Genomic DNA, 12,440 nt, shown 5'->3' with positions numbered 1-12,440 from the left:
TTATAATAACGATGCAACTAACTGTGACAGCTTGTAGAATACCCATTTAGAGAAGTTGCCGCCAGTGTCTAAGTTAGTGATCTCAGCAGCACCTTTCGGGAATTCAACGATTCCTTGAGCCATTTCGGTCAATACAGGTGCATAGTCGGTTGCCATTAATAAAGCGACTGCCATCACAACTGTTAACGACAGCACTGAGTGCAAAATGTTTCCCTTTCGACTAGGAACAACTAAAGCCGCAAAGAATGGGATCGTTGCTAAGTCACCAAACGGCAGTACTCTGTTTCCTGGTAAAATAACGGCTAAGAACAAAGTGATCGGTACCATCAAAAGACCCGTTGCTAAAGCTGCTGGAGAACCAGTCGCCAACGCAGCATCCATTCCTAGATAGATCTCGCGGTCGCCATAACGTCCCTGCAATAATTTTTGGGCACTTTCTTGAATCGGGATCAATCCTTCCATTAAGATTTTCACCATCCGCGGCATCAAGAACATCACACCGCCCATGGTCATCCCAATTTGCAAAATACCAGAAATATCATAGCCGCCAAGCAAGCCTAAGAAGATCCCGATGATAATGCCCATGATCATCGGTTCACCGAAGATCCCAAACCGTTTTTGAATTGTTTCCGGTTTTACATCTAATTTATTGATTCCTGGAATCTTGTCGATTAGCCAGCCGACAGGCATTGCCAGTAAAGCATAGCCTTGCGCAGATCCCGTTGAAAGAGCGACACCTTCCAGTCCATAGTATTCTTGTACTTTTGGTGCAGTCACATCAGACATAATCTGCACAAAAATGGTATAAGCGATCCCGCAAATAATGCCAAAGATAAAACTTTTTGTTACAATAAAACCAGTTGCAGCAACTGAACTGATGTGCCAGTAATTCCAGATGTCGATGTTTAGTGTTTTCGTCTTATTCAATGCCAACATGATAAGATTAACAATCAACACAACTGGGATCATCACGGCAGCAATCGGTTGTGCCCACGTACCCGCTGCGACTGCTGGCCAGCCCGCATCAATGATCGTCAGGTTTAGCCCAAACCGTTCGACCATTGCTTGTGCTGCTGGCCCTACACTTGTGGTCAGTAGGTTGATAACCAGATTAATCCCGATCATCCCGATACCGACTGTGATTCCTGAAATAATTGCTTTTTTGACGGGAACACGGAAGACCATACCGACAATAAAAATAATAATCGGCAGCATTACACTGGCTCCCATGTTCAAAATACTTTGGACAATGTTAAACAAACTATCCATTCCATCCATTCCTCCTTTTTTTACAACTCATTATTGAACCGATTTCGCGGCTTCCACGATCTCGTTTTCAACCTTTTCTGTATTGATCCCTGTCAAAAATGCCATCGCTTTGATTGCTGGAATCGAGTATTCTGTTGGCAGCATCGTTGTAGAGATCAGCATATCTGCTTCATCCTGCTTGGCAGCTGCTTCCGCAATCTTGATTTGGATGATGTCTGCCGGAATATTGTGTTTGGCAAATAATTCTTCGACCTTCTTCATGACGACGGTTGATGTTGCAATTCCTGCTCCGCACGCGACTAATACTTTAATTTTTCTGATCATTGTTTTTCCCCTATTCTTATAAATTATTTTTTTTAATGACTTCCAACAAAGCAATTGAATTTGACGCCAACAACATTTCTGACAAGAGAGTCTCATTTTGCAGCAGACCCATTAAGGACTGCAGCATTTCTAACTGAGCATGGGGTTGATTTAATCCTAATACGAAGACGATGTCCGTTTTCACCTGCACCTGTTTGTCTTCCATGCTGTTGAATACTACCGGACCGTCATTCGTGACCACGGCCACAAATTCCTGCAGCACGCATTCAGAATCCGTGTGAGGAATCGCTGCGCCTAAATTCTTTAACTGTATGCCTGTTGGGAAGTTTTCCTCCCGTTCTTTGATTCGTTCCAGAAAATCCTCTCTCACCCAGCCAAGATCAAAGGCTCGGTGATACACCTGTTCCAGCAGCTCATCTCGTGAGCCAAACACCTCCTGTACAAAAATCAGCGGCTCCTTAAGATACCCGCTTAGCTTCGCATCTGCCGTCATCTAATTACCTCCAATAGTCTTCGTTGAAGCTCAATAAAGCTTCTCGTACTTCTTCCTTATTTTTTGCTCGTTCCAGTTGGTCCAGCTGCTCCGCTCCAGCCAAACTCATCAATTCAAATATCAAATCGATGTGTTCATCCTTGTCGTTTGATCCCAGCAACACTACCGTTTTGATTCGGCTGCCATCGTCGGCAATCAGTGCGTGCTTCAAGATCCCTAAACTAATTCCCACGCCGATGGCTCCAGCTTCGGGTACGGTATGTGGGAGGACAATGCGGTTGCGCAGCACCGTGTAGGCTGGTAGCGTTGGCATCTCCTTTTTCAAGGCTTCGACATAATGTTCATTGATCACGTTTTGCCTTTGCAGCGGCTGGGCCAGCTCCTCTAAAACGGTCAGCCATTCAGTCGGCTCTTCAAAGAGCTGAATCGTTTCACCTTTGAGCATGTCGATCAGCCTCGGTCGTTTTCTCTTTAAAATCTTTGATTCCTTTGGTGTGAACAGATTGACCAGTTCACTGTACAGTTGGTCTTCGTCTTCTACTGTCGCGTATTTTTTTACCACCGTTATGACTTTTTCCGGTGTAACAACTCCTGGCTGAATAGCCGCAGTGGAACGTAATACGCGTTCACGCAGTTGTTTCTTCTCTTGCTCCGTTAAAAAGCTGTTTACTACAAAAATCTTCTTTTCCGTCTTTAATGGGACTGCCGAGAAAATGAAATCCACCTCGTAATCCTTTTGATAGAATTCTCGTGTGGACATTAACGCAACAAAATCGATCTCCGGCAGCAGATTGCGCAGAGTATTCTCTAGCAAAACGGCGATAGAAATACCGTTTGGACAAACAATAATACCTTTTTTACGATTTTCTGGATGGATGATCTCGGTACTTTCTACGATATGACTACCGATAAACAAAGAGATGAAAAACAGTTCCGCCTCAGGAATCTCCTGTCCAAAGAAGGTTTCTAGAGGACCGCTAGCCTCCTTGACCAAATAGGCCAATGAAAACAAGTTGGCGTCTTTATTTTCCTGATAGTATTTCGTTTGCAGGTTCAAATGGTACTTGATGCGATAATAAGCCGGCCGCATGTGAACCAGCAGCCGATCCAGCAATTTGGCTTTCTCTTCTAAATTGACCCCGGCAATTTTTTCGAAATTGGCGATGACACCCTCCAATGCCTCCTTCATTTTGTTAATCTCTTTCGCAGATAAAATATCTCCGCGTGAAAGGTTGGTGGTCAAAAGCAGCAGTGTTAGATAAACCCGCTCATTCTCACTGATTCCATCAACGTCCCAAACCACACGATCAGCTGCCAAGTATTCTTTCGTATCCGCCAACTCGCGGTAGTTTATTTTGAAGCTGTAGGAAATCAGCCTTCCTTTTTGTGCCCGTCGAATCAATAAAATAATCAATAACGGCAGGATTTTTAGGCGTTCATCGGTGAATTGAACCTCCAAGTCCTGTTCGATCAACTCCACTCGCTTGCGAAAGGTCTCGATCATCTGCTGCTCCAAATTGGCGAACTGGATGATTACATTGAGGCCATTGTACATCTCTGCTAGATGACTCAATACATCGGAAAGCAGCTGTCGTTTGTTCCATTCATCTCCATCAATAAAATAACCTCTTTGCCGAGTGTACTTTAAGACCAGATCATGTCGTTTAATCTCAAGGTTGGTCTCCTTCAAATCCCGTAAAATTGTATTACGGCTGACCTGCAGCTCATCAATAAAATGATTCAGCGACACATATTCTTCCTTACTCAACAACATCAGTTCAATTAAATAAATCCGTTCTTTGCCCGAAAACACATAATTTTCCTGCGGTTCTCCCAATGGTTCTTCACTACCTCTAAAAAATGAGAGTGTGTCATTCGGTACGATAAAGCGACCATTTTTCGTTCGTTTGATCCGCCCTAGTTTTTCGTCTTGCAGCGAATCATTGATTTTTTTCAACGCGTAATTCAACTGCCCGCGTGAAAGATCAAATTTTTCACACAGTGCTTTGCTGGCGATTTGCGGATTATTCATTAGTTCGACAAAAATTTGGTTGGTACGTTTTTCTAAGTTCATAGGCATCCCTCTCACACATTAAATTTAGTATAAAATCGCTTACATTACTACCACCGTTGTTCCCAAAATATTCAGTGTTTTTTATGCAACATGAGACTCACTTTTTGAGTATATTCACAAAAAAATTTTATTAGCTCTTGAAAACCAGATAAATCCTAAGTGAATCTCCTTTCTAATATACTTTTTTGCCATCACTTTATGCAACTTGATACTCTGGATTTTGGTTTTTCTGCTGATTGAATCTCATTATTTAACAATCCCATGATGCAGCAAGAGACTGATTATTTTACATTTTTCTAAGATGACGTTATAGTGAACTATATTATAGTAAAAAATACTAAAAAGGAGTTTTTTTTTATGACAGTCAACGTAGACTCAACGGAATACCTCAATCGTCTCGATGCATGGTGGCGTGCGGCGAATTACATTTCTGTCGCTCAAATTTATTTAAAAGACAATCCTTTGCTGAAACGACCTATCCAAAAAGAAGACGTAAAAGTCCATCCGATCGGCCACTGGGGGACCATTGCTGGGCAAAACTTTATCTATGCCCACTTGAACCGGGCGATTAACAAATATGATTTGAATATGTTTTACATCGAAGGCCCTGGTCACGGCGGCCAAGTAATGGTCTCGAACGCTTACCTTGACGGAAGCTATTCTGAAATCTATCCAGAAGTCACGCAAGATGAAGCTGGACTAAAACGATTGTTTAAAATATTTTCGTTCCCTGGTGGCATTGCCTCTCACGCGGCACCGGAAACACCGGGATCGATTCATGAAGGCGGCGAATTAGGCTATTCGATCTCTCATGCAACAGGAGCCATTTTAGACAATCCAGATGTAATCGCAGCTACTGTTGTAGGAGACGGCGAAGCAGAAACCGGTCCTTTAGCTGGCAGTTGGTTTTCAAATGTCTTCATCAACCCGGTCAATGACGGGGCGGTTTTGCCGATTCTCTATTTAAATGGTGGAAAAATCTCAAATCCAACGATTCTTTCGCGTAAAAGCAACGAAGAATTGACACAGTATTTTGAAGGAATGGGTTGGAAGCCTTACTTTGTAGAAGGAACTGATCCAGAGAAGGTACATCCGATCATGGCAGAAACCTTAGACAAGGTGATCGAAGAGATCAAAGCCATCCAAACGGAAGCACGCAAAGGCAAAGCAGTAGATGCTGTGATGCCTCACTGGCCAGTGATTATTTTCCGAACTCCTAAGGGTTGGACAGGCCCTCAAACTTGGGATGATGAAAAAATCGAAGGAACCTTCCGAGCTCACCAAGTACCGATCCCTGTCGATGGCGAACACATGGAGCATGCAGACAAATTGGTGGAATGGTTGAAATCCTATCGACCAGAAGAACTGTTTGACGAAAATGGCACTTTAATAGAAGCGATTCGCGAAATTTCTCCTAAAGGTGATCAACGGATGTCCAGCAACCCGATCACCAATGGAGGAATCGATCCTAAGCCATTGAATATGCCTGACTGGCGCAAACTGGCCGTCGATACAGCTCAACCGGGTGCTGTAACCGCGCAAGATATGATCGTTTTTGGCGGTCATGCTCGGGAAGTTATTAAGAACAATCCAGAAAATTTCCGAATTTTTGGTCCTGATGAAACGAAATCCAATCGTTTGAATAAAGTCTTCGAGGTCACTGACCGCCAATGGTTAGAGCCAAAGAAAGACTCCGATGAATGGCAAGCCTCTGTGGGTCGTGTGATCGATGGACAGCTTTCCGAACATCAAGCAGAGGGCTTTTTAGAGGGGTATGTCTTGACTGGTCGGCATGGTTTCTTTGCCAGCTATGAATCGTTCCTGCGAGTCGTGGATTCGATGCTGACTCAACATTTTAAGTGGATGCGTAAAGCCAGCGATCAACCTTGGCGCAAGCATTACCCATCGTTGAATTTGATCTCAACCTCCACCGTTTTCCAGCAAGACCACAATGGGTATACTCACCAGGATCCTGGTGTCTTGTCCCATTTGTCTGAGAAAAAAGCGGAATTCATTCGTGAATACCTGCCAGCTGATGCGAATTCCTTGATGGCGGTCATGGACAAAGCATTGCAGGAGGAACAAGTCATCAATCTGATCGTGTCTAGTAAGCATCCGCGTCCCCAATTCTATTCTGCGCAAGAAGCGGAGGAACTGGTAGCTAAAGGAATGAAGATCATTGACTGGGCAAGTACAGACGGCGACAGTGAACCAGATATCGTCATGGTTGCTGCCGGGACGGAGCCAAACTTAGAAACACTGGCTGCGGTCAGCATTTTAAATGACCATTATCCTGAGTTGAAAATTCGCTTTATCAATGTCGTTGATCTTTTGAAATTACGCCATCCTGACCATGATCCGCGCGGATTGAGCGATGAGGCATTCGATGAATTGTTTACGAAAGATAAACCCATCGTGTTTGCGTTCCACGGCTATGAAAACATGATTCGTGATTTCTTCTTCGACCGTCACAATCACAATATCCGCATTCACGGCTATCGCGAAAACGGGGACATTACTACACCATTTGATATGCGTGTCTTCAGTGAGATGGATCGCTTTCACCTTGCGCAAGATGCAGCCAATGCAGTATATGGTGAAAAAGCTGGCGAATTTGCTGAAAAGATGGACGAAATTTTGCAGCGTCATCATGACTTCATCCGTACAGAAGGAAAAGATTTAGTCGATGTAACGGATTGGACTTGGAAAGAATTGAAAAAGTAATCGAAATTTTAAAGGAGGGGAACTCCAGATTAAACATCTGGAGTTCCCCTCCTTATTTTTCGCGTAACCCTCCAATTAGCCTTCGCGGACTTCTTGGTGGATCTGTGCAAGCGCTTCAGCATCTAGGTCATCAAACGAAGAGACGATCCGATCGGCCAGCTGCAAATCCTGTTTGGGAAAGGCTGGATTTTGAAAGCCTACACAAACCATTCCTGCACGGTGAACAGCGGTGCTGCCGTTTTTGGTATCTTCAATCCCCAAACAGTCAACCGGATCGACACAAAGGCGCCGCGCGACCTCTAAATAGACGTCTGGAGCAGGTTTAGAATTGGGCACCTCTTCAGTGCTCATGACTGCCTGAAAACAGTCCTCAATTCCCAATGATTGCAAAATAACTTTGATTTCTTTCAAGGTCGACGAGGAGGCAACGCCTAAAGGCAATCCGGCGTCATGCAATCGTTTCACTAATTCTGGTGCACCCTCGATGGGACGAATCCCATCTCTTTCAACCATTTTACTTCTGTAGCGGTTCATTTTCTCAATGTATTCTTCTACAGATAGAGGCAACGAAAACTGCTCCTTCATAATCCGCCACATGTGTTCACCGGTGGTGCCCATAAACTGGTAATGATAGCTTTCTTCAACGGGGTGCCCCGCTTCTTCTAAGATGGTCGATTTGCTTTCCAAGTACGTATATTCTGAATCCGCCAAGACCCCATCCATATCAAAAATAATTGCTTTTAACATTTTTTCGCTCCTTTTGTCATCCTTATTCTGTCTCCACTCTAGCATATAACGAAAAGCGATGATAGCCAAAGCTTAGAAATTTCTCCGACTTATAGCCAACAAACAAATACGTCTTAAGTTGGACGTTTTTCATAAAAACGTTTGTTATACTTTATACATCATCAAGAACAGAAGAAAGAAGGAAAACTCATGAATAATTACTCAACTCCTGTACGAATTTTAATGGTCATCGGCTTTTTTCTCGTAGCCAGCTTAGCTCTTCACATCATTGGACCGCTTATTTCCGGTGTTTTATCACTCGTCTTTCGGATCGGTATTCCATTAGCAATCGCTTACTTTATTGTTAATTGGCTAACAAAACGCAGCAGTCAACGCAGATATTAAGCCATTTCATAACCATCTGTATTCAATCGTATCCTTACAAATAGAAACATCCATTGCCTAATAACAGGATAGGCAGTGGATGTTTTTTTGTACGATCAATTGGGGATATGAATGGCCTGTTTTTTCGCAGCCAACGCTGCTTCACGAACAACTTCGCTCACGGTTGGATGTGGATGTATGGTTTCGTTAATTTCTTCAACGGTTCCTCCTTGGCGTAGCACCATAGCAGCTTCGCCGATCAGATCAGTTGCCCGCTCACACAGCAGGTGAACACCCAGTAGCTTATCCGTCTTCTGTTCAATCAACACTTTGACCATGCCATAGGTACGATCCATCGCCAAAGCTTTTCCGCTGGCCTTCATTGGGAATTTTCCAACATGGTAGTGGATTCCCCTGCTGGCTGCTTCCTGTTCAGTTAAACCTACCCCGGCAAATTCAGGATCTGAATAAACACAGCCGGGCGTTGCATATCCATTGAATGCTTGGTTGGCACCTAAAGCATTCTCTGCAGCCCGTTCACCTTGTGCAGAAGCATAATGGGCCAATAAAATCTGTCCCGTACAATCGCCGACTCCATAGACATGGTCCACCGTTGTTTGCAACTGATCATTCACCAGCAGCCGACCTTTTTCGATTTGAATCCGGGTATTTTCTAGTCCTAATCCTTCAAGATAACTCCTGCGCCCCACAGCAACCAATAGCTGTTCTGCAACAAGCATTTCTTCACCCATAGACAGCTGGATCTCATCCTTCTGCTTTTGAACCTGTGTAACGCGTCGTCCCAACACAAAATTGATCCCAGCCTTTGTCATTTTCTTTCGCAGCTGACCGGCCAGTTCTTGATCCATCGCTGGCAAAATCTCCGCTTGCTCCTCCACGATAGTAACCGCTACTCCAAATTGATTAAAGATGAAGGCGAACTCGATACCGATGACTCCGCCGCCAATGATCAGCAGGGAGGCAGGCAGCGTCTCAAGTGATAACGCCTTGCTAGAATTTAGATAATCCACCTTGTTTAAGCCATCAATTGGCGGAATAAACGGCTGCGACCCGGTAGCTAAAATGATACGCTCCGGACTTAGATTGATTTTCTCTCCTTCTGCAGAAACGACTTCCAGCGTCTGATCATCCAAAAAGGCCGCCGTTCCTTGCAAGACCTCGATCTGGTTGGTCTTCATCAATCCTTGAACTCCTTTGACCAGCTGGCCGACCACTCGGTCTTTTCGTTTCTGTACTGCCGCCCAGTCAAATCCGGTAACGGTTGCTTCGATACCAAATTTTTTGGCCTGCTTCGCTTGTTCATAGATTTCTGCCGCTTGCAAAAGTGTCTTTGTCGGAATACAGCCGACATTTAGACAGGTGCCTCCGATTTGCTTTTTTTCGATCAACGTTACCTTGCCGCTTAACTGTGCCGCCCGAATCGCCGCCACATAGCCACCGGGGCCGCCTCCTACGATCACTACTGTTTTTTCCAACGATATCCCCCTATTCCTTTGGTAAATGGATTTTTGGCTGTTCAATAATTTCTGCGAATCGAGTGAGAAAACGTGCCCCCAGCGCACCATCTGCTACGCGATGATCTAGAGTTAAAACCGGCTGTAAGACAGAAGCCGCAATCAACTGGTTCTCTTCGTCAACATAAGGCTTGCGAGCGATTTTTCCGATTGCTAAGATCCCTAATTCAGGTGTGTTCACAATCGAGGAAAACTGTTCTACGTTGAACATCCCCAAATTGCTGATCGTAAACGTGCCGCCAGTGAGCTGCTCCATTGCGAATTTTCCGACTTTGCTTTGTTCTTTGATTTGATTCAAGTCTGTTTGAAGTTCCACCAGCGACTTGGTATCCGCCATCGAGATGACTGGAACCAGCAACCCCCTTTTTGTATCGCTAGCGATCCCGATATTTACGGTTTCCACTGACTCAACCAGCCCGTCCACAAAACGCTGGTTGAGTTCCGGAAATTCCTTCAAAACTATGGCAGCTGCCTTGGCAATCAATGCCGTAAATGAGATTTTTGCCGGCAGACTTTTGCGATACGCGATCAGATTGTCACAGCGAACCGTCGTGCTCAGTTGAAACTGTGGCACATCGGTCCAGCTGCGGATCATTTGCTTCGCCATAGCCTTTTTGATTCCAGTCAGCTTTTTTCCTCCACTACTCATCGACTTCAATCCAGGCGATTGTTTCGCCAATCTCCACCGTTGCATCTTCTTCTTCCACGATCTCTGCCATGACACCGTCAACAGTCGCTTCCACATCGGTCGTTGCTTTGTCGGTTTCGATTTCTACCAGCATTTCGCCTTTTTTCACTGCATCACCGACTTTTTTGTACCAAGTAATAATAGTTCCTTCATCCATATCTAAACCGATTTTCGGCATGATTACTTCTTTTCTCATCCTCTATCTCTCCTACCTTACTGTTTTTTTGACTGCTTCAATGACTTGCCCTTCGTCTGGAACATACGCCTTTTCAAGATTCCGAGCGAATGGGACGGGCACATCCGGTGCAGTGACCCGCAAGATCGGTTTCTTCAACTGATCAAACGCAAATTCTTGAATCTGGGTTGCGATCTCCCCACCAAAACCAGATTTTCTCACGGCCTCGTGGACGATCACAGCATGTCCAGTCTTTTCAACCGATTTTAAGATTGGCGCCATATCTAAGGGTTCGATACTTTTTACATCAACTACCTCCGCGCTGATCCCTTCTTCTTTCAGCTTCTTGGCCGCTTTTAGAGCCACGTTGACCATTGCGGAGTACGCAATGATCGTGATATCCGTTCCCTCTTCCTTCACTTCGCTTTCGTAACCTACCTCATACGGCTCTTCCGGCACTTCGCATTTTAATTTGTATAGCGCTTTGTGTTCCACAAACACCACCGGATTGTTGTCACGAATCGCTCGCAGCAAAAGCCCTTTGGCATCGTAAGCATTTGACGGCATGACCACCCGAATCCCCGGCACATGAGACAAAATATTTTCCAGCGATTGGGAATGCTGCGCTCCATTTCCCAATCCTGCTCCGCATTGAGTTCGAATGACTAGAGGAATACTGACTCCACCGCCATACATATAACGCATTTTTGCCGCCTGGTTCAAAATCTGGTCAAAACAAACACCAATAAAATCCATGTAAGACAGCTCCACGATCGGCCGTCGACCAATCATGGCTGAGCCGATCCCTGCCCCGACGATCGCCACTTCAGAAATTGGGGTATCTCGTACCCGTTCCTCTCCAAAATGATCCAGCAAATCATAGCTGCAGCGCAGCTGTCCTCCGTATACTGCGATGTCTTCTCCGATAGTAAATACATTTTCGTCACTGTTAAAGGCAATGTGCAGTGCTTCATTGACCGCTTGACGCATTGAAAGTTTCCGCATAATAATCTCCTTTCCTACTTAGAAAATATTTTCCATTCGATGGCTTCGAAGGTTGGATCATACAGATCATCCATCATATCTTCAATCGCCGGTTCCGGATCTTGCTTGGCTAGTTCCGATGCGGCCAGCACTGCTTGATTTTCCTCTTTTTCGATGGCTCTTAATTCTTCTTCCGTCATATCATAATCAGTGATCAGAAGCTGCTCGCATCGTAGAATAGGGTCCTTTTTGCGCCATTTTTCCACGTCCGCGCGATCACGATAATTTTCATTGTCTCCAAAATAGTGCCCAGATATCCGATAGGTATCCATTTCCAATAAAACCGGACCGTTGCCGGCTAAAACGTACTTTTTGACTTCCGCAAAGGTTTCATAGACTTTGATCAAGTCATTTCCGTCAATCGTGATGCCTTTTATACCATAGCCTTTGGCACGATCAGAAATGTGTTTGATGTTCATCGATTTTTCGGTAGACGTAGAGATACCATATTTATTGTTTTCACAAATAAAAACGACCGGCAGCTTCCAAATCGAAGCCATGTTCAACGCTTCGTGGAAGGAGCCTTCATTTGAAGCGCCATCACCAAAGAAGGAAACTGATAAATGGGGTTCATGTGCTACCTGCAGTCCTAACGCAGCGCCCATCGCCATGGGAATGCCGCCGCCGACGATTCCGTTGGCTCCTAAATTTCCAGTGGTCAGATCGGCAATGTGCATTGAACCGCCCTTACCTTTGCAGTAACCGGCTTCACGCCCCATCAATTCCGCAAACATTCGACGCAGATCTGCACCTTTGGCAATACAATGGCCATGTCCGCGGTGAGTCGAAGTGATGTAATCCTTATCTGTCAGATGCGCACACACCCCTACAGCAATCGCTTCCTCTCCATTGTAAGTATGGACTGCCGCTCGCGTAATATTTGCCTTGGCCAATTCGATCGCTTCATTCTCAAAAGCCCGAATACGGATCATAGTTTGATAAAGTTTTAACAAAGTTTCTTTTGAAAGTTTTGTTTCCAACGCACTTCCTCCTAATATATGTGT

At 44.8% G+C, this 12,440-nt stretch carries 12 protein-coding genes; 2 read left to right on the top strand and 10 right to left on the bottom strand.

Annotated elements, in window-relative coordinates; translation table 11 throughout:
- From NRIC_RS01620 to NRIC_RS01605, 4 genes are read right to left on the bottom strand one after another with little or no spacing between them, the layout of a single operon-like run.
- Nucleotides 1-1,269 (bottom strand): PTS galactitol transporter subunit IIC, encoded by a 1,269-nt coding sequence (locus NRIC_RS01620; protein WP_146620949.1) that lies wholly within the window; start codon nt 1,267-1,269, stop codon nt 1-3.
- Nucleotides 1,270-1,299: 30 nt separating this feature from the next.
- On the bottom strand, nt 1,300-1,590 hold the full coding sequence (locus tag NRIC_RS01615; protein ID WP_146620975.1) for a PTS sugar transporter subunit IIB: 291 nt from the start codon (nt 1,588-1,590) through the stop codon (nt 1,300-1,302).
- Between the two features lie 19 nt (nt 1,591-1,609).
- Nucleotides 1,610-2,086: a PTS sugar transporter subunit IIA gene (locus NRIC_RS01610; protein WP_146620948.1), complete on the bottom strand. Its 477-nt coding sequence runs from the start codon at nt 2,084-2,086 to the stop codon at nt 1,610-1,612.
- Nucleotides 2,087-2,090: 4 nt separating this feature from the next.
- Nucleotides 2,091-4,160, bottom strand: coding sequence for a BglG family transcription antiterminator (locus NRIC_RS01605; protein ID WP_146620947.1), 2,070 nt, complete (start codon nt 4,158-4,160; stop codon nt 2,091-2,093).
- 357 nt (nt 4,161-4,517) lie between these two features.
- On the opposite strand from NRIC_RS01605, the gene NRIC_RS01600 reads away from it, so the two are divergent.
- The gene (locus tag NRIC_RS01600; RefSeq protein ID WP_146620946.1) at nt 4,518-6,884 is read left to right on the top strand and encodes a phosphoketolase family protein; all 2,367 of its coding nucleotides are present in this window, start codon (nt 4,518-4,520) and stop codon (nt 6,882-6,884) included.
- Nucleotides 6,885-6,959: 75 nt separating this feature from the next.
- On the opposite strand, the gene NRIC_RS01595 is transcribed toward NRIC_RS01600, so the two are convergent.
- Complete coding sequence (locus tag NRIC_RS01595) at nt 6,960-7,631, bottom strand: HAD family hydrolase (RefSeq protein ID WP_146620945.1); 672 nt, start codon at nt 7,629-7,631, stop codon at nt 6,960-6,962.
- A gap of 189 nt (nt 7,632-7,820) precedes the next feature.
- Here NRIC_RS01595 and NRIC_RS01590 point away from each other — a divergent pair, with 189 nt between their 5' ends.
- A complete protein-coding gene (locus NRIC_RS01590) occupies nt 7,821-8,015 on the top strand; it encodes a hypothetical protein (RefSeq protein WP_146620944.1) in 195 nt (64 codons plus the stop codon).
- A gap of 95 nt (nt 8,016-8,110) precedes the next feature.
- On the opposite strand, the gene lpdA is transcribed toward NRIC_RS01590, so the two are convergent.
- The 5 genes from lpdA to NRIC_RS01565 are packed head-to-tail and all read right to left on the bottom strand — an operon-like array spanning nt 8,111 to nt 12,416.
- Complete coding sequence (gene lpdA / locus NRIC_RS01585; RefSeq protein ID WP_146620943.1) at nt 8,111-9,490, bottom strand: dihydrolipoyl dehydrogenase; 1,380 nt, start codon at nt 9,488-9,490, stop codon at nt 8,111-8,113.
- Between the two features lie 10 nt (nt 9,491-9,500).
- Entirely contained in the window at nt 9,501-10,223 is a 723-nt protein-coding gene (locus NRIC_RS01580; RefSeq protein WP_227873706.1) for a 2-oxo acid dehydrogenase subunit E2, read from the bottom strand.
- Nucleotides 10,171-10,413 carry a biotin/lipoyl-containing protein gene (locus tag NRIC_RS01575; RefSeq protein ID WP_146620942.1) on the bottom strand — a complete coding sequence of 81 codons (243 nt, stop codon included), beginning with the start codon at nt 10,411-10,413 and terminating at the stop codon, nt 10,171-10,173. The genes NRIC_RS01580 and NRIC_RS01575 overlap by 53 nt, the downstream gene beginning before the upstream one ends.
- 12 nt (nt 10,414-10,425) lie before the next feature.
- Nucleotides 10,426-11,397, bottom strand: coding sequence for an alpha-ketoacid dehydrogenase subunit beta (locus NRIC_RS01570; RefSeq protein WP_146620941.1), 972 nt, complete (start codon nt 11,395-11,397; stop codon nt 10,426-10,428).
- A gap of 14 nt (nt 11,398-11,411) precedes the next feature.
- Nucleotides 11,412-12,416 (bottom strand): thiamine pyrophosphate-dependent dehydrogenase E1 component subunit alpha, encoded by a 1,005-nt coding sequence (locus NRIC_RS01565; protein WP_227873705.1) that lies wholly within the window; start codon nt 12,414-12,416, stop codon nt 11,412-11,414.
- Nucleotides 12,417-12,440 lie beyond the last annotated feature (24 nt).

The sequence above is a fragment of the Enterococcus florum genome (genome assembly GCF_004309355.1).
GTDB lineage: Bacteria > Bacillota > Bacilli > Lactobacillales > Enterococcaceae > Enterococcus_A > Enterococcus_A florum.
This window is presented reverse-complemented; position numbering and strand designations above follow the sequence as displayed.

Excerpts from the sequence above, each read along its gene's own strand:
- NRIC_RS01620 (WP_146620949.1), bottom strand. The coding sequence starts at position 1,269 with ATGGATAGTTTGTTTAACATTGTCCAAAGTATTTTGAACATGGGAGCC.
- NRIC_RS01610 (WP_146620948.1), bottom strand. The coding sequence starts at position 2,086 with ATGACGGCAGATGCGAAGCTAAGCGGGTATCTTAAGGAGCCGCTGATT.
- NRIC_RS01605 (WP_146620947.1), bottom strand. The coding sequence starts at position 4,160 with ATGAACTTAGAAAAACGTACCAACCAAATTTTTGTCGAACTAATGAAT.
- NRIC_RS01600 (WP_146620946.1), top strand. The coding sequence starts at position 4,518 with ATGACAGTCAACGTAGACTCAACGGAATACCTCAATCGTCTCGATGCA.
- NRIC_RS01595 (WP_146620945.1), bottom strand. The coding sequence starts at position 7,631 with ATGTTAAAAGCAATTATTTTTGATATGGATGGGGTCTTGGCGGATTCA.
- NRIC_RS01590 (WP_146620944.1), top strand. The coding sequence starts at position 7,821 with ATGAATAATTACTCAACTCCTGTACGAATTTTAATGGTCATCGGCTTT.
- NRIC_RS01580 (WP_227873706.1), bottom strand. The coding sequence starts at position 10,223 with ATGCAACGGTGGAGATTGGCGAAACAATCGCCTGGATTGAAGTCGATG.
- NRIC_RS01575 (WP_146620942.1), bottom strand. The coding sequence starts at position 10,413 with ATGAGAAAAGAAGTAATCATGCCGAAAATCGGTTTAGATATGGATGAA.
- NRIC_RS01570 (WP_146620941.1), bottom strand. The coding sequence starts at position 11,397 with ATGCGGAAACTTTCAATGCGTCAAGCGGTCAATGAAGCACTGCACATT.